This is a genomic window from Nocardia sp. NPDC050435 (assembly GCF_040655395.1).
GTDB lineage: Bacteria > Actinomycetota > Actinomycetes > Mycobacteriales > Mycobacteriaceae > Nocardia.
This window is the reverse complement of record NZ_JBFAJW010000009.1, coordinates 332,440-355,957: the sequence shown is the minus strand read 5'-3', so window position 1 is coordinate 355,957 and position 23,518 is coordinate 332,440. Positions and strand designations below refer to the sequence as shown.

General features: G+C 70.3%; 23 protein-coding genes. 18 read left to right on the top strand and 5 right to left on the bottom strand.

All coding sequences use genetic code 11. From position 1 onward, the window contains the following. Positions 1-119: 119 nt before the first annotated feature. Positions 120-767, bottom strand: coding sequence for a cholesterol catabolism transcriptional regulator KstR (gene kstR, locus AB0I43_RS27585; RefSeq protein ID WP_356974776.1), 648 nt, complete (start codon positions 765-767; stop codon positions 120-122). 142 nt (positions 768-909) lie between these two features. On the opposite strand from kstR, the gene AB0I43_RS27580 reads away from it, so the two are divergent. From AB0I43_RS27580 to AB0I43_RS27555, 6 genes are all read left to right on the top strand, one after another. Beyond that, a complete protein-coding gene (locus AB0I43_RS27580) occupies positions 910-3,039 on the top strand; it encodes an acyl-CoA dehydrogenase family protein (RefSeq protein WP_357432840.1) in 2,130 nt (709 codons plus the stop codon). Between the two features lie 16 nt (positions 3,040-3,055). Further along, the gene (locus tag AB0I43_RS27575; protein WP_357432839.1) at positions 3,056-4,120 is read left to right on the top strand and encodes an acyl-CoA dehydrogenase family protein; all 1,065 of its coding nucleotides are present in this window, start codon (positions 3,056-3,058) and stop codon (positions 4,118-4,120) included. Further along, the gene (locus AB0I43_RS27570) at positions 4,105-5,274 is read left to right on the top strand and encodes an acyl-CoA dehydrogenase family protein (RefSeq protein ID WP_357432838.1); all 1,170 of its coding nucleotides are present in this window, start codon (positions 4,105-4,107) and stop codon (positions 5,272-5,274) included. Before AB0I43_RS27575 ends, AB0I43_RS27570 begins: the two co-directional genes overlap by 16 nt. 67 nt (positions 5,275-5,341) lie before the next feature. Then, positions 5,342-6,253 carry an OB-fold domain-containing protein gene (locus tag AB0I43_RS27565; RefSeq protein WP_357432883.1) on the top strand — a complete coding sequence of 304 codons (912 nt, stop codon included), beginning with the start codon at positions 5,342-5,344 and terminating at the stop codon, positions 6,251-6,253. Continuing rightward, positions 6,250-6,660 (top strand): MaoC family dehydratase, encoded by a 411-nt coding sequence (locus AB0I43_RS27560; protein WP_356974780.1) that lies wholly within the window; start codon positions 6,250-6,252, stop codon positions 6,658-6,660. The genes AB0I43_RS27565 and AB0I43_RS27560 overlap by 4 nt, the downstream gene beginning before the upstream one ends. Next, a complete protein-coding gene (locus tag AB0I43_RS27555; RefSeq protein WP_357432837.1) occupies positions 6,657-7,832 on the top strand; it encodes a lipid-transfer protein in 1,176 nt (391 codons plus the stop codon). The genes AB0I43_RS27560 and AB0I43_RS27555 overlap by 4 nt, the downstream gene beginning before the upstream one ends. 115 nt (positions 7,833-7,947) lie before the next feature. Here AB0I43_RS27555 and AB0I43_RS27550 read toward each other — a convergent pair whose 3' ends face one another. Next, entirely contained in the window at positions 7,948-9,051 is a 1,104-nt protein-coding gene (locus AB0I43_RS27550) for an agmatine deiminase family protein (protein ID WP_357432882.1), read from the bottom strand. Positions 9,052-9,169: 118 nt separating this feature from the next. Here AB0I43_RS27550 and AB0I43_RS27545 point away from each other — a divergent pair, with 118 nt between their 5' ends. From AB0I43_RS27545 to AB0I43_RS27515, 7 genes are all read left to right on the top strand, one after another. After that, a complete protein-coding gene (locus AB0I43_RS27545; protein WP_357432836.1) occupies positions 9,170-9,607 on the top strand; it encodes an NUDIX domain-containing protein in 438 nt (145 codons plus the stop codon). A 74-nt stretch (positions 9,608-9,681) separates the two neighbouring features. Continuing rightward, positions 9,682-10,635 (top strand): cell division protein ZapE, encoded by a 954-nt coding sequence (zapE, locus tag AB0I43_RS27540; RefSeq protein ID WP_357432835.1) that lies wholly within the window; start codon positions 9,682-9,684, stop codon positions 10,633-10,635. A 160-nt stretch (positions 10,636-10,795) separates the two neighbouring features. Next, on the top strand, positions 10,796-11,710 hold the full coding sequence (locus AB0I43_RS27535) for a DUF4129 domain-containing protein (protein ID WP_356974788.1): 915 nt from the start codon (positions 10,796-10,798) through the stop codon (positions 11,708-11,710). Beyond that, positions 11,707-12,201: a hypothetical protein gene (locus AB0I43_RS27530; protein ID WP_356974790.1), complete on the top strand. Its 495-nt coding sequence runs from the start codon at positions 11,707-11,709 to the stop codon at positions 12,199-12,201. Before AB0I43_RS27535 ends, AB0I43_RS27530 begins: the two co-directional genes overlap by 4 nt. Positions 12,202-12,211: 10 nt before the next feature. Then, positions 12,212-13,207: a MoxR family ATPase gene (locus AB0I43_RS27525; RefSeq protein WP_356974792.1), complete on the top strand. Its 996-nt coding sequence runs from the start codon at positions 12,212-12,214 to the stop codon at positions 13,205-13,207. After that, complete coding sequence (locus AB0I43_RS27520; protein WP_357432834.1) at positions 13,204-14,478, top strand: DUF58 domain-containing protein; 1,275 nt, start codon at positions 13,204-13,206, stop codon at positions 14,476-14,478. Before AB0I43_RS27525 ends, AB0I43_RS27520 begins: the two co-directional genes overlap by 4 nt. Further along, entirely contained in the window at positions 14,475-14,936 is a 462-nt protein-coding gene (locus AB0I43_RS27515; RefSeq protein ID WP_357432833.1) for a hypothetical protein, read from the top strand. Before AB0I43_RS27520 ends, AB0I43_RS27515 begins: the two co-directional genes overlap by 4 nt. Here AB0I43_RS27515 and AB0I43_RS27510 read toward each other — a convergent pair. Next, positions 14,920-15,711: a hypothetical protein gene (locus AB0I43_RS27510; protein ID WP_357432832.1), complete on the bottom strand. Its 792-nt coding sequence runs from the start codon at positions 15,709-15,711 to the stop codon at positions 14,920-14,922. The two genes, AB0I43_RS27515 and AB0I43_RS27510, sit on opposite strands and share 17 nt — an antisense overlap. Before the next feature lie 79 nt (positions 15,712-15,790). Here AB0I43_RS27510 and AB0I43_RS27505 point away from each other — a divergent pair, with 79 nt between their 5' ends. Together AB0I43_RS27505 and AB0I43_RS27500 are read left to right on the top strand one after the other, a co-directional pair. Beyond that, positions 15,791-16,591 carry a hypothetical protein gene (locus AB0I43_RS27505; protein ID WP_357432831.1) on the top strand — a complete coding sequence of 267 codons (801 nt, stop codon included), beginning with the start codon at positions 15,791-15,793 and terminating at the stop codon, positions 16,589-16,591. 35 nt (positions 16,592-16,626) lie between these two features. Beyond that, positions 16,627-17,409 carry a hypothetical protein gene (locus tag AB0I43_RS27500; RefSeq protein WP_357432830.1) on the top strand — a complete coding sequence of 261 codons (783 nt, stop codon included), beginning with the start codon at positions 16,627-16,629 and terminating at the stop codon, positions 17,407-17,409. A 46-nt stretch (positions 17,410-17,455) separates the two neighbouring features. Here the strand turns inward: AB0I43_RS27500 and AB0I43_RS27495 are convergent, their stop codons facing one another. Next, entirely contained in the window at positions 17,456-18,316 is an 861-nt protein-coding gene (locus AB0I43_RS27495) for a MaoC/PaaZ C-terminal domain-containing protein (protein ID WP_357432829.1), read from the bottom strand. Positions 18,317-18,396: 80 nt separating this feature from the next. Further along, positions 18,397-20,079 (bottom strand): 3-oxosteroid 1-dehydrogenase, encoded by a 1,683-nt coding sequence (kstD, locus tag AB0I43_RS27490; protein ID WP_357432828.1) that lies wholly within the window; start codon positions 20,077-20,079, stop codon positions 18,397-18,399. Between the two features lie 105 nt (positions 20,080-20,184). Here kstD and AB0I43_RS27485 point away from each other — a divergent pair, with 105 nt between their 5' ends. From AB0I43_RS27485 to AB0I43_RS27475, 3 genes are read left to right on the top strand one after another with little or no spacing between them, the layout of a single operon-like run. After that, positions 20,185-21,792, top strand: coding sequence for an FAD-binding protein (locus AB0I43_RS27485; protein ID WP_357432827.1), 1,608 nt, complete (start codon positions 20,185-20,187; stop codon positions 21,790-21,792). A 1-nt stretch (position 21,793) separates the two neighbouring features. After that, positions 21,794-22,579, top strand: coding sequence for a 2-keto-4-pentenoate hydratase (locus AB0I43_RS27480; protein ID WP_356974809.1), 786 nt, complete (start codon positions 21,794-21,796; stop codon positions 22,577-22,579). A gap of 22 nt (positions 22,580-22,601) precedes the next feature. Beyond that, positions 22,602-23,507, top strand: a complete 906-nt coding sequence (locus AB0I43_RS27475; protein WP_356974811.1) for an acetaldehyde dehydrogenase (acetylating) — start codon at positions 22,602-22,604, stop codon at positions 23,505-23,507. The last annotated feature ends 11 nt before the right edge of the window (positions 23,508-23,518 follow it).

The window sequence follows — 23,518 nt, the reverse complement described above, 5'->3', positions numbered from 1 at the left end:
TCGCGGTCTGGTTGCCGTTGTGTAGTTCGGGCGGCATAAAACCACGGTAGCCCCGCCGCCGCACGGGTGTGCGGCCACGGGGCCATCGGTGGTTTTCTACCGCCCGATCGGCGGCCGGGCTATTTTCCGGCTTGGTCGCCGAGCAGCAGATCAACGGTCAGTTCGAGCCGATCTGTGACATCGGTCGCAGAGGCCCGCCGAGTGAGCCAGGCCACCAGATTGGACAGCCACACGTCACTGATGACCCGGGCGATGGCGAGCTGGCGTTCGGTGGGATCGCCGTCGTTCATGGCGCGGGCGAACACCCGGTCCATCACCTTGCCGACCCGGTCCACCTCCGCGGCCGCGGACGCGTCGGCGAACATGAACGCGCGCGTCATGGCCTCGGTGAGCAGCGGGTCGCGCTGCATCATCCGGGTGATCGAGGTGAGCAGCAGGTGCATGCGCTCGCGGGGCGTCTCGCCGGCAAGCTGGCGCCGTTTGCCTTCGATCTGCTCGAACTCGCGCGAGAGCGCCGAGACCAGCAGGTGCACCTTGGAGGGGAAGTACCGGTAGAGCGTGCCCACCGCGACGTCGGCGCGTTCGGCGACGGCGCGCATCTGCACCGCGTCGTATCCGCCCTTGGAGGCCAGTGCCAGCGTCGCGTCCAAGATCCGCTTGCGCCGTTCGCGCTGTGCCGCCGAACTCAGTTCGTCCTCGCTGAGCGTGCTCACCGTCGCGGGCCGCGCGGAGTTGTCGGCGGCTTGCGATCGGGATGGACTGGCCATGGGTGAAAGTCCTTTCCGGAAACGTCGTTACGTCAACTGCGCGGTGCGTCCCGGAGGAGGGTACGTCTCTTGACTTCCGCCGGGCTAGGATATTAGAACATGTTCTAGGTGTGGGAGTCACGCCGGAAAGGCGGTACGGAGTGTGACCATCGCCACCACTGACGAGCATAAAGCCGTCCAGGAGTCGATGCGTGGATGGGCCGGAACGGTACGTCCAATTGCAACAATGCGAGACCAGGGCGCGGACTCCTGGCGCGCCTACTGGCCCGCGCTGGCCGACCTCGGGATCTTCCGGGTCGCGGTCGCCGAGGACGCGGGTGGCGCCGGTGGGTCTGTCACCGATCTGGCCGTGCTGGTCGAACAGGCGGCACATGATCTGGTCGGCGGACCCGTACTGGCAACGGCTTTGGCGAACCTGATCACCGCGGGCGCCCTCGACGAGGACATGCCGTGCGGAGTCGCACTCGACGAGCCGAGTGTACTCGCTGCATCCGGTTCCGTGTTGCTCAATGGTTCCTGGAATTCGGTACTCGGCGCTGCCGCAGGCACTTCGGTGCTCCTGGGCGTGCGGACCCCCGACGGCCCGCGCTGGTGCCTGCTGCCGCCGGACGCCACCGGTCTGCGCGTGGAAGCCCTGACCGCGCTCGACCCCGCCACCCCGCTGGCGCGGGTGCACTGCGCCGACGTCGAGGTGCCCGCCGAGCGGGTCTTCGCCACGCCGCACGCCGTCGAGGACCTCGCCGTCGTGCTCGCCACCGCCGAACTGGCGGGCCTCGCGGGCTGGTGTTTGGAGACCGCCGTCGAATACGCCAAGGTGCGTGAGCAATTCGGCCGCAAAATCGGATCTTTCCAAGCGCTCAAACATATTTGCGCATGGATGCTGTGCCGCACCGAACTCATTCGCGCCGTCGCCGCCGACGCCGCCGCGGCCGTGGACGACGGTGGCGCGGAATTGCCGATCGCCGCCGCGAGCGCCGCCGCGATCGCCTTGGACGCGGCCGTCGAGACCACCAAGGACTGCATCCAGGTGCTCGGCGGTATCGGCTTCACCTGGGAACACGACGCGCACTTCTACCTGCGCCGGGCCACCGCCCTGCGCGCGCTGCTCGGCGGCTCCGCGCGCTGGCGCGCACGGGTCACCGAGCTGACCCGGGCCGGGCAGCGCCGCACCACCGGCGCGGATCAGGTCTTCGCCGCGGCCGAGGTGGACACCGATCGGGCCCAGGGGCTGGCCGCCGAGGTGGCCGCGATCGCCGCGCTGCCGGTCGACGAGCAGCGCGCGGCCATCGTCGAAGCCGGGCTGGCCATGCCGCACTGGCCCGCGCCCTACGGGCGCGGCGCGAATCCCATGACCGGGCTGGTGATTTCGGAGGAGCTGCGCAAGCACGGCCTGCAGGCGCCGGACCTGGCCGTCGCGGGCTGGGCCATTCCCACGCTACTCCAGCATGGCACCCCCGAACAGGTCGAACGCTTTGCCTGGCCGACGCTGCGCGAGGAGGTCATCTGGTGCCAGCTGTTCTCCGAGCCGGGCGCCGGTTCCGACCTGGCCGCGCTGCGCACCACGGCCAAGCGGGTCGACGGCGGCTGGGTCCTCAACGGCCAGAAGGTGTGGACCTCGCTCGGCGACACGGCGAACTGGGGCATCTGCCTGGCCCGCACCGACACCGAGGCGCCCAAGCACCGCGGCATCAGCTACTTCCTGGTCGACATGCACGCGGCGGGCGTCGACGTGCGGCCGATGCGCCAGATCACCGGGGAGGCGCGCTTCAGCGAGGTGTTCCTCGACGAGGTGTTCGTCCCGGACGACTGCCTGGTCGGCGCGGTGAACAACGGCTGGAAGATCGCCCGTTCCACGCTGTCGGCGGAGCGGATCGCCATGGGCGGCAACGGTATCGGGCCGGTGCTCGAGGAACTCGTCGCCAAGCTGCCGGCTTCGGGCCCGGGGGCGGAACTGCACAACGACCGCCTCGGTGGCTTCGTCGCCGAGGCCATCGCGGGCCTGCTGCTGGAACAGCGCGCGCTGGTGCGCACCCTGGCCGGCGGTGACGCCGGCGCGCAGAGCAGCGTGCGCAAACTGGTCGGCGTGCGGCACCGCCAGGCGGTGGCCGAATACGCGGTGGAGGCGGCCGGTATCGCCGGCGGCCAGGACACCGACGTGGTCAAGGAATTCCTGCTCACCCGCTGTCTGTCCATCGCCGGCGGCACCGAGCAGATTCTGCTGACCGTCGCCGGTGAGCGGATTCTCGGCCTGCCGCGCGACGCGGACAGCTAGGCAACTGGAGACAACAATGGATTTCACCAGGGACGAAGGCCCGGACGCGGTAGCCGAGGTCGTCGTGAGTTTGCTGGAGCGGGAAGCGGCGCGCGACTACACGCTGTGGCCGAGCCTGGTCGAGAGCGGGCTGCTGACGGTCGCGCTGCCGGAGCGTTTCGGCGGCGACGACATGGGGCTGCCGGAGATCTCGGTCATGCTGACCGAGCTCGCCACCGACGCGGTCGCCGTGCCCGCGCTGCCCACGCTCGGTTTCGCGCTGCTACCCCTGCTCGCGGCCCTGCCGGACCAGGTCGCCGACCGGGTGTTCCCCGAGATCGCCAAGGGCGCGGTGCTGACGGTGGCACTGAACGAGCCGGGTGCGCCGTTCGTGGTCAAGCCGGAGACGACCGCGGTCGTCGAGGGTGATGTCGCCCGGATCAGCGGCCACAAGGTCGCGGTGCCCTACGCGGAGGAGGCGCGCTGGCTGCTGATCCCGACGAATTCGGGTCTGGCGCTGGTCGACGCGGACGCCGCGGGCGTGACCCGGCTGCCCTCGCCGGTCTCGGGCGGCATGCCGGAGTGCTCGGTGCGCCTGGACGAGGTCGTGATCCCGGTCGAGCAGTTGCTGCCCGGCGGGCTCAGCGAACTACATCGGGTCGCGGTCGCCTCGATCGGGTCCGTCGCGGACGGCCTGCTCAAGGGCGCGCTGGTGCTCACCGCCGAGCATCTGCGCACCCGCCGCCAGTTCAACCGGCCGCTGGCCGAGTTCCAGGCGGTGGCCCAGCAGATCGCCGACCTCTACGTGGTCTCGCGCACCCTGCACGTCGCCGCGGTCTCGGCGAATTGGGCACTGGCCCAGCCGGATCCGAGCCCGGCGCACCAGGAGCGGATCGACGACGACCTGGACGTGCTGGCCTACACCGTGGCCTCGGAACTGCCCGCCGCCATGCAGAAGTGCCATCACCTGCACGGCGGCATCGGCGTCGACGTCACGCACTCGATGCACCGCTACTACTCACAGGCCAAGGACCTCGCCCGCTGGCTCGGCGGCGCGTCGTTCCGGCTCGACCGATTGGGAGCCAGATGTTCATCGATCTGACCAGCGAGCAGCGTCGGCTGCGCAACGAACTGCGTTCCTATTTCACCGGTCTCGTGACTCCCGAGGAAGAGGCCGAGATGCGGGAGAACCGGCACGGCGACGCCTACCGCGAGGTGGTGCGCCGGATGGGCCGCGACGGCTGGCTCGGTGTCGGCTGGCCGAAGGAGTACGGCGGCCAGGGTTTCGGCGCGCTGGAGCAGCAGATCTTCTACAACGAGGCGGTGCGCGCGGACGTGCCGCTGCCGCTGGTGACGCTGCTGACCGTGGGCCCGACCCTGCAGAGCTTCGGCACCGAGGAGCAGAAGGCGAAGTTCCTGCCCGGAATCCTTTCCGGTGAAATCCATTTCGCGATCGGCTACTCCGAACCCGACGCCGGCACCGACCTGGCCGCGCTGCGCACCTCGGCGGCGCGCGACGCGAACGGCGACTGGATCGTCAACGGGCAGAAGACCTTCACCACGGGCGCGCACGAGGCCGACTACATCTGGCTGGCCTGCCGCACCGGCAGCACGGAGTCGCGGCACCGCGGCATCACGATCCTGATCGTGGATACCAAGGACCCGGGGTACTCCTGGACGCCGATCATCACCTGCGACGGCGCCCACCACACCAACGCCACCTACTTCGACAATGTCCGCGTTCCCGCGAACATGCTCGTCGGAGAGGAGAACCGGGGCTGGAAGCTGATCACCACCCAGCTCAATCACGAGCGGGTCGGCCTCGGGCCCTCCGGCAAGATCGAACAGCTCTACGACCGGGTCCGGGAGTGGGCCCAGCCGCGCGGACTGCTCGGCAAGCCCGACGTGCAGCGCGCGCTCGGGCGCATCCATGCCATGACCCGGCTCAACGAGCTGCTCAACTGGCAGGTCGCGGCCAAGGCCGAGAGCGCCGCCGACGATCCGATGGGCGTGATCGCCGACGCGTCGGCGACCAAGGTCTACTCCACCGAGGCGGTGCAGGAGGCCGGCCGGCTGGCCGAGGAGATCGTGGGCGGCTACGGCGACGCGGCCGACCCGGAGACCGCCGAGCTGTTCACCTGGCTGGACCGGCGCACCAAGCAGAACCTGGTGATCACCTTCGGCGGCGGCGTCAACGAGGTCATGCGCGAACTCGTCGCGACCGCCGGACTGCAGTTGCCCAAGGTACCCCGCTAACCCGAAGGAGACCGGCGTGCCGGAAAGTAGTGCACCGGAGGCGATTCAGGCCGCCGGGAAGAAGATCATGGCGGCGGGCGAGAGCGCGCCGCGCCTGGCCCGCGACCCGGTGAACCAGCCGATGATCAACAACTGGGTCGAGGCGCTCGGCGACGCCAACCCGGTCTACGTCGACGAGGACGCGGCGCGCGCGGCCGGTTTCCCGGGCATCGTGGCGCCGCCCGCCATGGCCCAGGTGTGGACCATGCTGGGCCTGAACGGCGCGCGCCCGGACGACGACCCGATGACCTCGACCAACGAACTGCTCGACGCGGCCGGGTTCACCTCCGTGGTCGCGACCAACTGCGAGCAGATCTACCACCGCTACGTGCGGCCGGGCGAGCGGGTGCAGGTCACCAGCCAGCTCGACGAGATGTTCGGCCCCAAGCGGACCGGGCTGGGCGAGGGCTGGTTCGTCACCTACCGGACCAAGTGGTACGTCGGCGACGAGCTGGTCACCGAGATGCTGTTCCGCCTGCTGAAGTTCATCCCCGGCACCGGCAAGAAGGCCGCGCCCGCGCCCGGGACGGTCGCGGCCGACGATCTCGCCAAGCGGGTGCGGCCGATGGTGTCCAAGGACACCGAATTCTTCTGGGACGGAACCAAGCTCGGCGAGCTGCGGATTCAGCGGCGGCCCGACGGCACGCTGCAGCATCCGCCGGTGCCCGCGCTCTGGCAGGACAAGGACGTGCAGACCGATTACGTCGTGGCCTCCGGCCGCGGCACCGTCTTCAGCTTCGTCGTGCATCACGCGCCGAAGGTGCCCGGGCGGCAGCTGCCCTATGTGGTGGCGCTGGTCGAGCTGGCGGAGGGCGTGCGCATGCTGGGCGAACTACGCGGGATCGCGCCCGCGGACGTCACGATCGGGCTGGCCGTCGAGGCCGGGTTCGACAAGCTCGACGAGGACAACGTCGTGCCGTACTGGAAGGTTGTGCAGTGACCGCGACTACCGAGGTGCGGGTGGGGACCGTGCTGCCCGAGCTGGTGATCCACGCCGATCCGACCTTCGTGATCAGCACCGCGCTGGCCACCCGCGACTTCCAGGACGTGCACCACGACCGGGACAAGGCGGTCGAGCGCGGTTCCAAGGACATCTTCGTCAATATCCTCACCGACACCGGCCTGGTGCAGCGGTTCGTCACCGATTGGGCGGGCCCGCGCACCGTGGTGAAATCCCTCGCGCTGCGCCTGGGCGTGCCGCTCTACGCCAACGACACGCTGACGCTGTCCGGCACGGTCACCGCGATCGACGACGGTGACATCACCATCGAGGTGACCGGCCGGGACAGCCTCGGCGACCACATCACGGCCCAGGCCGTCATCCGGATGCAGGAGGCCGCCGCGTGACCGGTCTGAGCCGCAAGGCCGCCATCGTCGGCATCGGCGCCACCGATTTCTCCAAGGACTCCGGGCGCAGCGAACTGCGCCTGGCCGCCGAGGCCGTCACCGCCGCCCTGGCCGACGCGGGCCTGACGCCCGCCGACGTGGACGGCCTGACCACCTTCACCATGGACACCAACACCCAGGCGGCGGTGGCGCGGGCGGCGGGCATCCCGAGCCTGAAGTTCTTCTCCAACATCCCCTTCGGTGGCGGCGCGGCGGCGGCCACCGTGCAGCAGGCGGCGATGGCGGTGGCGACCGGCGTCGCCGACGTGGTGGTGGCCTACCGGGCGTTCAACGAGCGATCGGGAAATCGCTTCGGGCAGTTCGCCACCCACCTGGCGAGCGCGAACCCGACCTCCTCGGGGGTGGACAACGCCTTCTCCTACACCCACGGCCTGGGCACGCCCGCGGCCCAGGTGGCCATGGTGGCCCGGCGCTACATGCACGTATCCGGCGCCACCAGTGCGGATTTCGGCCGGGTGGCGGTGGCCGACCGCAAGCACGCCGCGGTGAATCCGGCCGCGCACTTCCACGGCAAGCCGATCACGCTCGAGGAGCACCAGGCCTCGCGCTGGATCGCGGAGCCGCTGCACCTGCTGGACTGCTGCCAGGAGACCGACGGCGGTGTCGCCCTGGTCGTCACCAGCGCGGAGCGGGCCCGGGATCTGCCGCGGCGACCGGCGCTCATCGCCGGCGCCGCGCAGGGCTCGGGCGCGGACCAGTACGTCATGACGTCCTACTACCGCGACGCCATGACCGGGCTGCCGGAAATGGGGCTGGTCGGTGCTCAGCTGTGGGCCCAGAGCGGCCTGCGGCCGGAGGATATGCAGGCCGCGATCCTCTACGACCACTTCACCCCGTTCGTGCTGATGCAGCTGGAGGAACTCGGGTTCTGCGCGCGCGGCGAGGCCAAGGATTTCATCGCCGACGGCGCGATCGAAATCGGCGGCCGGCTGCCGTTGAACACGCACGGCGGGCAGCTCGGCGAGGCCTACATCCACGGCATGAACGGGATCGCCGAGGCGGTGCGCCAGATCCGCGGCACCTCGGTCAATCAGGTCGAGGGGCTGACCGACATCGTCGTCACGGCTGGTACCGGGGTGCCCACCTCGGGGCTGGTGCTGACTACGAATTGAGTTGACGCCGCGCACTTCTCGTCGTTCCGGAGAATGCCGGGCACCCAGCGTCAGGCGTGGCGTCGGTGTCCCTGGTCCCGGCGTTCGCCGGGATGACGAGAGGTGCGGGCGGGGGTCAGGCGGGCTGGTCGTGGGTGGCGCAGTGGATGCCGCCGCCGCCCGCCGCGATCTCGTCGATCGAGACCGGCACGATCTCGCGGTCGGCGAAGTGCTCGCCCAGAATGTCGCGGGCCCGCTGGTCGGCGTTCCGATCCCCGAAGCGGGGCACGAAGACCGCACCGTTGGCGATGTAGAAATTGGCGTAGCTGGCGACGAATTCGTCACCACCGCCGGTGATCACCGCCGGATCCGGACGCGGCAGATCGATCACCTCGAAGCGCTGCCCGCGCGCGTCCACGGCCTCGGCGAGCACCGCGCGCGCCTGCGCCGCCGACCGCGACCAGGAATCGTCCGGGGTGTTCGGAAAAGCCGTGTCCAGCACGACGATTCCGGGTGCGACGAACCGGACCAGGCAGTCCACGTGCGCGTCGGTGACGTCCTCGCCGGGCACACCGTCGAACCAGACGACCTGTTCGACGCCGAGGGTGGCGCGCAGCTCGGCGGTCAGCGTCTCGCGGGTCTTGCCGGGGTTGCGGTTGTCGTTGACCAGCGCGCTCGCGGTGACCAGCAGGGTGCCCGCGCCGTCGGACTCCAGGGCGCCGCCCTCGGCCACGAACGGCGCGCGCACCTGCGGAATCCGGCAGCGGGACAGCAGTTCCCGGCCGATGCGGGTGTCGTCGTCGTGCGGCTGTTTGCCGCCCCAGCCGTTGAAGTTCAGATCCACGCCGACCACGCCCACGGTTTCCCGCACGAACACCGGGACGGTGTCGCGGGCCCACAGATCGTCGACCGGCAGGGCGACCACCTGCACGCCGCTGCCGCAGGCGCGCTGGGCGGCGTCGGCCTGCTCGGGGCGGGCCAGCATGACCACGGGTTCGTAGTAGGCGATCGCGCGCGCGAGTTCGGCGATGTTCCAGCGGACATCGTCGAGGTAGCCGCCCCACACGTCCTCGCGGGCCGGCCAGGACATGAAAGTGCGGGTGTGCGGCTCCCATTCGGCGCCGAAGCGGCGGCCGGCGCCGGAGGGCTGGGGGAGTGGACTGGGAGATTCGCCTGCGGACACTGTGGCGGCGAGTGATCGGGACCCGGCTAAGGTGGGCGAGAACGAACCGCGGGACATGAGCTTCTCCATCTCGATGGCTCCGACGATCTGCTGTGCCGGTGACTCTAGCCCGGCGGCCGTCCCGCTCCGTGCTTCCGCTGGACGGCCCGCGCGTTCGGCGTCCGAGAGGAGTCCGATGACCGACCGCCATATCGTCGATGTGCACGTGCTGCTGATCCGCGACGGGCAACTGCTGCTGTCCAAGCGCCGCAGCGACGACGAGTTCGACGGACTGTGGCACCTGCCGGCCGGGAAGCTGGAGGCGGGGGAGTCCGCCAGCGCCGCCGCCGCCCGGGAGGCGCGCGAGGAGATCGGCGTGCTGATCGACCCGGTGGATCTGCATCACATCCACACCGCGCACGTGGTCGGTTCGGGACGGGAAGCGCGGCTCGGGCTGTTCTTCGAGGTGCGGCGGTGGAGCGGCGAGCCGGTCAACCGGGAGCCGGACAAATCCTATGGGCTGCAATGGTTTCCGCTGAGTCGCCTGCCGGAGCCGGAGATCATCGCCTACTCCCTGGCGGGCATCCGCGCCCGCCATACCGGGGTCGGCTACGGCGAGCGCGGGTGGCACTGAGCCGGCTGTGCACGGCTGTGGACAACATCACGATCCCTGTCTGCGAGCCCGGTCGATCGGCTACAGCTGAGGGGGTGGGCATCGAATTGGACGCCGATCAGCAGCGGGCGCTGCTGCGGCTGACCGCACTGCTCGACCGGCACGGCCGCCCGGCCCGGCACGGCCGGGGCGTCTATCTGCACGGCCGCCCCGGACGGGGCAAGACGATGGTGATGGACCGCTTCTACGCCGCCGTCGCCTCGGACCGGAAGCGGCGCTTCCATTTCCACGACTTCTTCGCCCGGCTGCACACGGCCGCGCACGAGGCGGGCTCGATCGACAACGGCATCGACCGCCTGCTGGGCTCGGCGCGGCTGGTGTGCTTCGACGAGTTCCACGTGCACGACATCGGTGACGGGATGCTGCTCGCCCGCCTGCTGGACGCGCTCTTCGCCCGCCGCGTCACGCTGGTCGTCACCTCGAACTACCCGCCGTCGGGCCTGCTGCCGAATCCGCTGTTCCACGAGCGATTCGAGCCCACCATCGCGCGCATCCTCGACCGTCTCGACGTGCTGGCGCTCGATGGCGCGCTCGACTACCGCACCCTGCCGCACGAGGGCGGCACGGGGTTCGCCTCCGGGCGATATCTGGTCGCGGCGGACCCCGCGCCGGGTTCGGTCCACTTCACCGTCGGCGGGCGCACCGTGCGGGCCCGGATTATCGCGGGCAGCACGGTCACGTTCGATTTCGCGGGGCTCTGCGGTGCCCCGACCTCGGCCGCCGACTATGTGGAACTGGTGGCGCGTTTCCGATCCTGGACGGTGTGCGCGGTGCCGGCGCTGGCGACGGTGCCGATGGACTGGGTCATGCGATGGGTGAATGTGATCGATGTGCTCTACGACGCCGATCTGCCGTTGACCGTGATCGCCCGCGTTCCGCTCGCGGAACTGGTCGAATCTGTGCACGGCGTGCCCGATTTGGCGCGTACGCACAGCCGCCTTGGTGAACTGTCACAAATTCCGGCTGTCCCAGTCGGGCAATGTCGGTAACCTGGAAGTAGCAAGCCCCAATATTCTCCGCGGCGTTGGTAATTCGAACTCGCCGATTCGCCTCCGAGCGGACCGCCCGGCATGTAACTATGTGCCTGATTCAGGTGGTCGAAGAACTGGTGGTAATGGGGTGGTCCGTGCGCGCACGGCGGTAGTACGCGTGATCGTGTCGATCGCGCTGCTCGTGCTGGTCGCCGTCGCACTCCGCGGCTACATCCCGGGCGCCGGGCCGCCGGGCAACGGCCGCGCGGTGCAATCCGCGGTGGCCGTCGCGCTGATGCCGGTACTGCTCACCGTATCGGTGGTCATCCTGCTGGCCGGCGTGATCGCCAGCCAGCATCGGCTGCCGCTGTCCCTGCCCGAACCCGAGCGCGAGACCGAACGCGGCCAGTGGCGGCTCGGGCGGATCGGTTTGATCGTGCTGGCGGTGCTGGCCGGCCTCGGCGTGCTGATCGCCGTGTCCACCGCGGTCTTCTATCTCGGCTTCGGCCGCGCCGCGCCGCCCAGCGAGCCGGCGCCGCCCAGCCCGGTCACCGGCACGGCCGATCCGGGCGCCACCGGGATGGCCGAACCTGCCGGAACGCCGGACACTTTGACCGGTACCGCGCTGCTGCTGGCCACCGTCGCCGCGATCGTGCTGGTCGTGGTCGCCGTGGCCGGGCTGCTGGTGGTCGCGGTCACCGCGCGCCGCAAGCCGGCCGAGACCCAGATCCCGGCGACCGCGAACGGCCCGACCCCGGCCGACTCGCTGGCCCGGGCCGCCGAAATGGGCCTGGCCGCGATGAACGCGCCCGGTCAGGACGCGCGCACCGCGATCATCGCCTGCTACCTGGCGATGGAACGCGGCCTGGCCTTCGATCGCGCCGCCGCGCCGCTGGCCTCGGACACTCCGATGGAGGTGCTCGCGCGCGCCTTCGAACACGGTGCGCTGCACGACGCCTCGGCCCGTGAGCTCGTCGCGCTGTTCGAGGAGGCCCGCTTCAGCCCGCACGACATGCTGGAGTGGCAGCGCCTGCGCGCCGAACAGCTGCTCCGGATCGTGCTCGCCGATCTGCAAGGGGAGGTCGTGGCATGAACCGGACCGCCGTGGTGGCGACCGCGATCGCGGTCGTCCTCCTGTTCGAGGCGATCACCCTGGCCCAGGCCCGGGGCGCGCTGCTGGCGCTCACCGGCCTCCCGGTGCTGGCGCTGACGGTCACCCTGATCTGGCGGCTGCGCGACCGGTCGCCGGAGCCCGCACCCGCGCCCGGCGACATCGACAACGGCCCCGCCGAGATGCTGGGCCGCTGGCAGGCCCGGGCACAGATGCTCGCCGACCGCGCCGACGGCACCCGGGCCGACTGGGACCGGCACCTGCGGCCATTGCTCGCCAAGGAATTCGAACTGTCGGCTGGATTGCGGGTTGCCAAGAACCGCAAGGCCATCGAGGCCGCCGGGAAACATCAATTCGGCGCGGATCTGTGGCGCTGGGTGGATCCGGCGAACTCGGCACTGCGCGATCAGACGACGCGCGCACCGGGACGGGCGGCGCTGGACGAGATCCTGCGCCGACTGCAGCGAATGTGAGAGTGACGAAATGACGATGCCTTTGGACCTCACGGTCCAGCGCAGCGATGCGATCCTGCGGGAGCTATCCCGGGTGATCGTCGGCAAACGCGACGAGATGCAGCTCATCATGATCGCCGTACTGTCCGGCGGGCATGTCCTGATCGAGGATCTGCCCGGGCTGGGCAAGACCCTGATCGCCCGATCCTTCAGCGCCGCACTGGGACTGGACTTCACCCGGGTGCAGTTCACGCCCGACCTGCTACCCGCCGACCTGCTCGGGTCCACCATCTACGACATGAACTCCGGGCGGTTCAACTTCCGGCGCGGCCCCGTCTTCACCAACGTGCTGCTCGCCGACGAGATCAACCGGACCCCGCCCAAGACCCAGGCCGCGCTGCTGGAGGCGATGGCCGAGGGGCAGGTCAGCATCGACGGCGAAACCTTCCTGCTGCCACAGCCTTTCATCGTGCTGGCGACCGACAATCCGATCGAGTACGAGGGCACCTATCCGCTGCCCGAAGCCCAGCTGGACCGGTTCGCGATCCAGCTGCGGCTGGGCTACCTGTCCGAGGCCGACGAGACCCAGATGATCCGGCGGCGCCTGGAACGCGGGGCGGTGCCGCCGCAGGTGGGGCAGGTGGTGGACGCCGCCGGGCTGATGGAGATGCGGCAGTCGGTCGAGTTCGTCACCGTGCACCCGGACGTGGTGAGCTACGTGGTGGCACTGGCCGCGGCCACCCGCGGGCATCCCCAGGTGGAGGTCGGCGCGAGCCCGCGCGCGGAACTGGATCTGGTGCAGATGTCGCGGGCCCGGGCGCTGCTGCTCGGGCGCGACTACGTGATCCCCGAGGACGTCAAGGCGCTCGCGGTGCCCGCGATGGCGCACCGGATCACGCTGCGGCCCGAGATGTGGGTGCGGCGGATCCGGGGCGAGGACGTCATCTCCGAGCTGCTGCGGCGGCTGCCCGTCCCGCGTGCCGCCACCTCCGCCCAGTCCGCCGCCTATCCGCCGCCGGGCACATGAGGCACCGCGACGCCACCGCCACGATCGAAGCCGAATTACGGTGGCGGCCCGCGCCACTGGTGTACATGCTGGCGATCTGCGCGGCGGCGGCGCTGTGCGGCGCGGTGGCGCTCGGACGCTGGCAGCTGGTGGTGTTCGCCGCCCCGCTGCTCGGGGTGCTGGCGACCGCGCCCTGGCAGCAGTCGCGCACCCGCATCCAGGTCGACGGCGGCGGCACGCTGCGCTGCTTCGAGACCGAGGAGGTGGTGCTGACCGTCGCCGCCTTCGTCGACAGCGGGCACGCGCTGCTGCGCCTGAAGCCGGTCGGCGCGCCGGGGCTGGGCCTCACGGTCGAGGAGGCCAGTGACTCCGGGGTCGCGCCGGCCGCGCTGCGCCTGGCGCTCACCGCCGACCGCTGGGGCCGCTATCCGGCCGCGGTCCGAGTCTCCGCGCTCAATCCGGCGGGGCTGGCGATCGCCACCGTGGTGCTGCCCGCCGGCGAGCTCTACGTCTATCCGATCACCGATCCGCAGCTGATGGGGTTGCCGCGCACCGAGCTGCCGGAGCGGCTGGGCACCCACCTGACCCGCAAGCACGGGCCCGGCGTGGAGTACGCCGACATCCGGGCGTACGCGCCCGGCGACCAACTGCGCCTGGTGAACTGGCCGGTGAGCGCGCGGCGCGGGCGGCTCTATGTGACCGAGCGGCTGACCAACCGGTCCGCGGACGTCGTCGTCCTGGTGGACACCTCGGAGCAGGCGCCGGGGCCCGCCACCGACTCGCTGGAACTGTCGGTGCGCGGGGCCGCGCAGGTCGTGCAGTCCACCCTGCAGGCCGGGGACCGCACCGCCGTCGTCTGCCTGGGCCGGGAGCCGCGCTGGCTGCGGCCCGACATCGGCCGGCGCCAGTTCTACCGGATCATCGACGCCGTGCTCAGCGTCGGCGACGAGCACATTCCGACCACCGGCACGCTGGCGCCGCACGCGGCGGTGCCGCTGGGCGCCATCGTCATCGCCTTCTCCACCCTGCTCGACACCCAGTTCGCGCTGGCGCTGATCGATCTGCGCAAGCGCGGGCACGTCGTCGTGGTGGTGGACGTGCTGCGCGGCACGCCCTTCCGCGACGGGCTCGACGAAACCCTCGCGCGCATGTGGCAATTGGAGCGCTCGTCGATGTATCGCGACATGGGCACCGTCGGCGTGGACATCGTCGCCTGGCCCGAGGACGCGCGCCTGGACCAGGTGATGCGCCTGATTCCCGAGCACCGCCGCGCCGCCCGGGTGCGCCGATGACCAGATTCCTGGCCGTGCTCTCCGGCCTGCTGCTCGTGCTGGCGGTCGCGCTGGTGCTGCCGTGGGCCGCCGTGCCCGCGATCGTGCTGGTGGCGGCGGGGTGGTGGTTCCGCCCGGCCGCCGTGTGCGCGGTGCTGCTGGCGGCGGGCGTGCTGGCCTTCGCCGACACGGCCGTGCTGACCGCCGCCGCAACGGGTTTGGTCGCGACCACCTATCTGCTGAACACGGCGACCGTCACCGCCCCGGCGGGGGTCGTGCCGACCACGGTGCCCTCGGTGGCGGGTGCGGTGCTGTTCACCGCGTGCGCCGTCGCCGCCGCCTTCACCCCGCTGCACCTGGCGTGGGCGCCCGTCGCCGCTCCGATTCTGGTGATCCTGCTCTACACCCTGGTGCTGCACGGGGTCACGATGCGCAAGCGCGCCGCCGAGCCCGCGGACCCCCTCACCAGCCGCCGCTGAGCAGCGCCAGCAGGCCCGCTTCCGGGTCGGCCGCGTTGGTCGCGTTGGCGACCGTGAGCACGATCGCGGCCACCGCCACCACGGCCGTGAGCGCACCGTGCGCACCGAGCACCAGCCTGGTTCGCCGGTCGGCGATCCGGGCGCAGCGCCGCCACAGCCAGCCGCTCAGCGCGGCGGTGGCCGCGGCCACGCAGCCCGCGGCTACCGCCATCGCCAGGTGGTAGGCGGCGAAATCCGCAACCATCGCCGCGAGGCCCGGCGGTCGCGGACCGCCCGCGGCCAGCGGTGCCCGCGCCGGTTCCAGCGTGCTGCCGGTCAGCATCGGGAACAGCGCGGCGAACGGCGCCACCGCCCCCTGCGCGTTCACCAGCACCAGGACCAGCGCGAACAGCGCACAACCGATCCCGGCCGCCCCGCCCGCCGCGGTCACCACGCCGCCGCTGCGCAGAAACCGCTGCCACAGCAGCACACCGAGCCCCAGCAGCACGAGCAGCAGCAACCCCGCGTTGACCGCCTTGATCACATGGAACCGGAACCAGAAATCGACCACCGCCGCCAGCTCCGGCGTGAATTCCCGCTGCCCGGAACGCCAATACTCCTCGAACCCCGCCCGCGCCGTCGCCCGCAACGCCCCCTCGTCCGCGAACTTCCCCGGCGCCCCCGCCAGCACCCAGGGCCCCACCACGAACCCCGCCCCCAGAACCACAGCCAGCACAACGAGCCCGGCATACCCGGGCACGGGCACAGCCGGCCGCACGGAACCGTCGACAGCCACCCGCCAACGGTAGCCGCAGCACCCGCACCCCCGCTCTCGTAGGATCCTCGCAGCAGGTTTTTCGGAGGGGGACGTTCGGATGGCATCCGATACCGCCGTGCACGATCTGGTGATCGCGCGGCACAACGAATCGCTGGATTGGCTGACGCGGGTGCCCGACGCCTACCGGGTGCACGTCTACGACAAGGGCGCCGAGCCGGTGCCTCCGGCGGTGCGCGAGCGGGCGCACACCTATGTGGGGCTGCGCAACGAGGGACGCGAAGCCGACACCTACCTGACCCACCTGCTCGAACACGGGCCGGGCAGCGGTGAGTTCACCGTCTTCGCGCAGGCCGACCCGTTCGAGCACAGCCCGGACTTCCTCGAATTGCTGGCGCTGCACGCGAGCTGGACCGAGGTGCAGCCGCTGTCATGGTGCTGGAAGGCGCACATCGGGTTCCCGCCGGCCACCCTGCTCACGCCCGAACGTTCGATCGTCCCGGGCCTGCGGGTGCGTCCGGAACTGTTCTCGCTGAACACTTTTCATCCCCTCGAATGGGTGGGGAAAGGGCCGGACTCGATCGGTGGCGGGTACCGGGAGCTGTACCGGCTGCCAGAGGGCACCAATATCTCCGCCCACTTCCTGGAGATGTGCGAGCTGCCGGAGATCGCCGAGCAGGCCGCCCAGCATCTGGTCGGCCGGGCCAGCCTCGGCGCCATCTTCGCGGTCCGCAAGCAGCGGATCGAGCGGGTCCCCGAGCGCGCGCTGGTGCGGCTGCGCCAGGCGGCGACCGGTGCGCCCGTGCACGGCTACGTCTGTGAACGGCTGTGGATGCATATCTTCGGTGAGAGTTTCCGGTTCCCGCTGGTCCTGCCGGAACAGGCCGCCGCGCGCGGGTAGTCGCGCGTTCACTATCCGAACAACGAAGGGGACGGATGGGATCCGAAACCGCTGTGCACGATCTGGTGATCGCGCGCTACCTGGAGCCGCTGGACTGGGTGCTCGACGTGCCCGACAGCTTCCGGGTGCACATCTACGACAAGGGCGCCGGTCCGGTCTCGGCCGCGGTGCGCGCGCGGGCGGACAGTTTCGTCGCGCTGCGGAACGCCGGTCGCGAATCGGATTCCTATCTGACGCATCTGCTGGAACACGGCCCGGGCGCGGGCGAATTCACGGTGTTCAGCCAGGGCGACCCGTTCGAGCACAGCCCGGATTTCCTGCCGCTGCTGGCCGCGCACGCGGACTGGGCCGACGTGCAGCCGCTGTCCTGGTGCTGGAAGGAGTCGATCGGCTATCCGCCGCCGCTGCTGCTGACGCCGGAGCGGTCCCTCGTGCCGGGGGCGCGGGTCCGCACGGAACTGTTCTCGCTCAATACTTTTCAGCCGCTGGAATGGGTGGACAGCGGCGCCGAGGGCATCGGCCGGACCTACCGGGAACTGCACCGCCTGCCCGAGGGCGTCAATATGTGCGCCCACTTCCTGGAGATGTGCGAGCTACCCGACATCGCCGAGCTCGCCGCGCAGCATCTGGTCGGCACCCACAGCTACGGTGCGATCTTCGCGGTGCGCAGTCACCTGGTCGAGAAGGTCTCCGAACGGGCGCTGGTGCGGCTGCGGCAGGCCGCGTTCGGTTCACCCGTGCACGGCTACTTCTGTGAACGCCTGTGGATGCATATCTTCGGCGAGAAATTTCTGTTCCCGCTGGAATTGCCCGGATAGCGGGACGGGCCGCGGCCGGGGTACTCCGGTCGCGGCCCGTGGCCGGTTACTGGAAGGTGAGGACGACGTCGCCGAGGACCGGGGCGTCGTCGCGTTCGACGACCGAGGCGGCGATGGTGAGTTCGCCGTCGCCGCGCCAGATCCGGGTGCGGATGGTCTCGCCCGGGTAGAGGACGCCGGCGAAGCGGGCGCGGAAGCCGCGTACGCGGGCGGCGTCGGAGTCCAGGGCGGTGTCGGTGGCGGTTTTCAGGACCAGGCCGTAGGTGCACAGGCCGTGCAGGATCGGGTTCGGAAAGCCAGCGGCGCGGGCGAACTCGGGATCCGAGTGCAGCGGGTTGCGGTCACCGCACATGCGGTAGAGCAGGGCCTGCTGCGGCAGGGTCGGGGTCAGGACCTCGAAATCGGGCGCCCGATCCGGGAGTTCGGCTTTGGTGCTCGGGCCGCGCTCACCGCCGAAACCGCCCTCGCCCTTGGCGAAGATGGACGAACGCGCGGTCCACAGCGGTTCGCCGTCGGAACCGGTGACGGTGTCCTCGCGCCAGACGATCGCGGCCGAGCCCTTGTCCCAGATATCGGTGACCCGGCCGACGGTGCTCGCCTTGCCGGCGGCCGGAATCGGCCGGTGCACGACGATCTCCTGGCTGCCGTGCACCACCTTGGCCAGGTCGATATCGATGCCGGTGAACTGGACTTTGGGCGGATCGGTCTCGTGGAAGCTGGGCGCGACCGTCGCGAACGAGGGCAGCACCTGCGGTTCCTGGTCGTGCAGGTAGCGCAGTTCGGCGGGCTCGGTCCAGCGGGCGCCGGCGCCGAGCGCCAGGTTGTAGTGCTGGACATCGCTCGCGGACCAGGCGAATTCGCGGCCGGGGATCTCCGCGCCGAGCGCGGCGTTCAGATCGATGGGCATGACTGCTCCTTGGGGATGCGTGTGGATCGATCCTGCTGGCCGGGCACGCGGCAGGGCAACCGCGCGCCCGGTGCGCGGGATCAGGCCTGCTTGCGCTCGACGATGTCCTTGACGGCCAGGTAGCCGAAGGTGATCGCGGGGCCGATGGTGGCGCCGGGGCCGGCGTAGGTGTGACCCATCACCGGCGCCGAGCAGTTGCCCGAGGCGTAGAGACCCTCGATCGGCGTCTTGTCCTCGCGCAGCACCCGGCCAGCGGTGTCGGTGACCAGGCCGCCCTTGGTGCCGAGGTCGCCGGGCACGATCTTGGCCGCGTAGAACGGCCCCTGCACCAGCGCGGCCAGGCACGGGTTCGGCTTCACGGTCGGATCGCCGTAGTACCGGTCGTAGTGGCTGTTGCCGCGCCCGAAGTCCTCGTCCGTGCCGTGCGCGGCGAAGCCGTTGAACCGTTCCACGGTCGAGGCCAGGTTCGCGGCCGGCACCCCGATCTTCCCGGCCAATTCCTCGAGACTGTCGGCCTTGACGATGTAGTCGTTTTCCATCCACCGGGACGGAATCCGCTGGCCCGGCTGCAGCCCGGCGAATATGTAGCGGTTGCGGTAGCGCTGGTCGAACACCAGCCAGGCGGGAATGTTCTCGCCCGGCCCCGCACCCTGCCCGTATTCGCCGCCGTACATGGTGTGCACGGCCTCGACGTAAGGAGCGGACTCATTACCGAAACGCTTACCGTCGGCGTTGACCATGATGGTGCCGGGCAGGTTGCGCTCGGCCAGGGCGAACCACGGTTTGCCGCCCTTGAAGATGGTCGGCCCCCACCACGCGTCCTCCATGAAGTCGACCGAGCCGCCGGCCTCCATGCCCGCGACGATCCCGTCGCCGGTGTTGGCGGCCGCACCGGTGGTCCACTCGGTGGTGATGGGCTGGCGCTGGTACTTGGTGCGCAGTTCGGCGTTGTGCTCGAAGCCGCCGCTGCCCAGCACGACGCCCAGGCGCGCGGTGAAGGTGACGGTCTCGCCGTTCTGGGTGGCCTCGACGCCGGTCACCTTGCCGTCGGTCACCACCAGCTTGGTCAGCGGAGTGTTCAGCAGGACGGGCACATTCGCGTCCATCAGGCCCTTGCGCATGGCGGCGATGATGGCCTGGCCCATGCCGAGGATGTGCTTGCCGGTCCACTTGGCCAGGTACGTGCGCGCGCCGACCCGCATGGCGCGGGCGATGCCCTTGGGGTGGCGCTTGATCAGGTTGAGCCGGACGAAATCCGCCTGCATCACGACGACGTTCAGCGGGGCCTTGGCGTAGGGCGGTTCCAGGTTGGCCAGTTCCGCGCCGAGCACCTTGGCGTTGAACGGCTTCGGTTCGCTGGAGCGGCCCTCGCCCAGGCCGCCGGGTGCTTCGGGGTAGTAGTCGGAGTAGCCCGGGACCCACTTCATCTGCAGCGGCGTGTGATCGAGCACGAAGTCGAACGCCTCGGCGCCCCGGTCGATGTAGGTGTCGATCCGCTCCTTGGGCACCACGTCACCGATGATGCTGTGCAGGTAGGTGCGCGCCGCTTCCCGGTCGTCGGGACGGCCCGAGGCCTTCAGCGCCTTGTTCCCGGGAATCCAGACGCCGCCGCCGGAGCGGGCCGTGGACCCGCCGTAGTGCGCGGCCTTCTCGATGATCACCACTTTGAGCCCGTGGTGCGCGGCGGTGAGCGCGGCGGTCATGCCGGCAGCCCCGCTGCCGACCACCACGACGTCGTATTCCCGATCAGTCATGTAGAACACGTTATAGAATGAACGCGCCTTTGGTCTATGTTGAGTGGCAGAAGACCTACTAAGGCGTACCACTTGCCGAGAAACTCGTTTCAGTTTCAGATCCGGAGCTAGTACATGGGCCTCGAATGGGACCTCACCGCCGACGTCGTCGTCGTCGGCTACGGAGCCGCCGGTGCGGCCGCCGCGCTGGAAGCCACCGCCGCGGGCGCGCAGGTGCTCGTGCTGGAGCGCTTCGCCGGCGGCGGCGCGTCCTCGATCTCCGGCGGCATCATCTATGCCGGCGGCGGCACCTCGGTGCAGCGCGAGGGGGGCGTCGAGGACACCCCGGAGCAGATGCTCGCGTACCTGGAACGCGAGGTCGGCGACGCGGTGAAGCCGGATACGCTGCGCCGCTTCGTCGATCAGAGCCCGGCGATGATCGAATGGCTGAAGGGCCACGGCGTGCCGTTCGAGGCGTCGCTGTGCCCGTACAAGACCTCCTATCCGAACGACAGCTACTACCTGTACTACTCGGGCAGCGAGGTGTCGGGCTTCGGCCGCGCGGTCGCCGAGCCCAAGCAGCGCGGGCACCGCGTCAAGGGCCCGGGCATCTCCGGCCGCATGCTCACCGGGCCGCTGGCCGCCTCGGCCTCCCGGCACGGCGTGCACGTGGAAACCCTCACGCAGGTCACGCGATTGATCACCGACGACAACGGCGCCGTCCTCGGCGCGGAATGCCGCTCGCTGCGCGACGCCCCCGGCGCGGTCCGCGACCGCTACACCCGGATGGCGAAAATGGCCGCCAACCCCGGCATCTACTACCCGCCGCTGCGCAAACTCCTGGAGCGCCGGATGGCCCGGCTGGAACGCCGGTACAGCACCACCCTGCGCGTGCACGCGCGCCGCGGCGTGATCGTCAGCGCGGGCGGCTTCATCGCCAACCGCGCCATGGTCGCCGAGCACGGCCCGCAGTTCCGCAACGGTCTGAGCCTGGGCACCACCGGCGACGACGGCAGCGGCATCCGGATGGCGCGCCAGGCCGGCGCCGCCACCGACCGGATGGGCAACATCTCGGCCTGGCGCTTCATCCTGCCGCCCAGCGCCTTCACCGGCGCGGTGCTGGTCGACGCCCGGGGCCACCGCGTCATCGACGAGACCCGCTACGGCGCCGCCGTCGGCGGCAAGCTGATCGCCGAGCACGACGGCCGCGGCTGGCTGCTCGTCGACGACGTCCTCATGCGCACCGCCATCGCCCAGATCGGCAATCAGGGCACCTGGTTCCAGCGCGCCCAGTTCGAGGTGATGCGGCGCGGCGCGATCCGGGAGAACAGCATCGAGGCCGCCGCGATCAAGGCCGGCATCAATCCCTCCGGGCTGCGCGCGACGGTGAACGAGCACAACGCCGCCATCGCCGAGGGCCGCCCGGATCCGGTCGGGAAACCGGCCGAGTTCACCAAATCCGTACGCAGCGGGCCGTTCTGGTTGTTGGATGTGGGCATCAAGCCCAGCCTCATGAACCCCTGCCCGATGCTCACCCTCGGCGGCGTCGTCGTCGACGAGGACACCGGCGCGGTGCAATCCGAAGCCGGACACGATATTCCGGGTCTGTACGCGGCGGGACGCACCGCCGTCGGCATCTGCTCGGATTCCTATGTCAGCGGCCTGTCCCTGGCCGACTGCATCTTCTCCGGCCGGCGCGCGGGCGCGCACGCGGCCGCGGTCCTCGAACTGGAAGGAAACTAGCGTGCTGTCCGATGCGGTACGAATCCAACTGGCCGACGAACTCGAAGTCGCCGAACGCGATCGGGTGGCCATCGATCCGCTGGTCGCCCGGCACGCCGAGATCGACGTGGTCGACGCCTACGAGATCCAGCTGATCAACATCCGGCGCAAGCTGGACAGCGGCGCGAAGGTGATCGGGCACAAGGTCGGCCTGTCCTCGCTGGCCATGCAGCAGATGATGAACGTGGACGAACCCGACTACGGGCACCTGCTGGACACCATGGAGGTGTACGAGGACAAGCCGGTCGAGGCCGCGCAGTACCTGTTCCCGCGGGTCGAGGTGGAGGTCGGTTTCGTGCTCGGCGCGGACCTGCCCGGCGCGGACTGCACCGAGGAGGACGTGCTCGCGGCCACCGTCGCCTACGCGCCCGCGATCGAACTCATCGACTCCCGGATCAAGGACTGGAAGATCGGTCTCTGCGACACGATCTCCGACAACGCCTCCTCGGCAGGATGGGTGCTCGGCCCGGAACGGGTGGCGCCGAAGGACATCGACATCAAGGGCATCGACGCCGTGCTCACCAAGAACGGCGCGGTCGTCGCCGAGGGGCGCAGCGACGCCGTGCTCGGCGACCCGGTGATCGCGGTGGCCTGGCTGGCCCGCAAGGTCGCCTCCTTCGGGGTGCGCCTGAAGGCCGGCGACATCGTGCTGCCGGGCTCCTGCACCCGCGCCATCGACGCCCACCCCGGCGACAGCTTCCATGCCGAGTTCGCCGGGCTCGGTTCCGTCCGTCTGCGTTTCAGCTGACCCCGACCTGTAGGAGAAAGTCGTGACCACCAAAGTCACCGCGGCCATCGTCGGCTCCGGCAACATCAGCACCGACCTGCTGTACAAGCTGCTGCGCTCGGAGAACATCGAGCCGCGCTGGATGATCGGCATCGACCCGGATTCCGAGGGCCTGAAGCGGGCCCGCGGCCTGGGCCTGGAAACCTCCGCCGACGGCGCGGACTGGCTGCTGGCGCTGCCGGAGAAGCCGGACCTGCTGTTCGAGGCCACCTCCGCCTACGTGCACCGGGCCTACGCGCCGAAGTACGAGGCCGCGGGTATCCGCGCCGTCGACCTGACCCCGGCCGCCGTCGGCCCGGCCGTCATCCCGCCGGTCAACCTGGCGACGCTGGCCGACGCGCCGAACGTCAACATGATCACCTGCGGCGGGCAGGCGACGATCCCGATGGTCGCCGCCGTCTCCCGGGTCGTGCCGGTGGAGTACGCCGAGATCGTGGCGTCGGTGTCCTCGGTGTCGGCCGGACCCGGCACCCGCGCCAACATCGACGAGTTCACCAAGACCACCTCCAAGGGCGTGGAGACGATCGGCGGCGCCAAGCGCGGCAAGGCCATCATCATCCTGAACCCGGCCGAACCGCCGATGATCATGCGCGACACCATCTTCTGCGCCATCCCCGAGGACGCCGACCGCGACGCCATCGCCGCCTCCATCCACGAGATGGAGAAGTCGATCCAGGAGTACGTGCCCGGCTACCGGCTGCTCAACGAGCCGCAGTTCGACGACCCGTCGCTGGTTTCCGGCGGCATGGCGAAGGTGTCGATCTTCGTCGAGGTCGAAGGCGCGGGCGACTTCCTGCCGCCCTACGCGGGCAACCTCGACATCATGACCGCCGCCGCCACCCGTGTCGGCGAAGTACTGGCCGACCAGATCATTTCCGCCCGGGTGTAAGGAGTTTCACC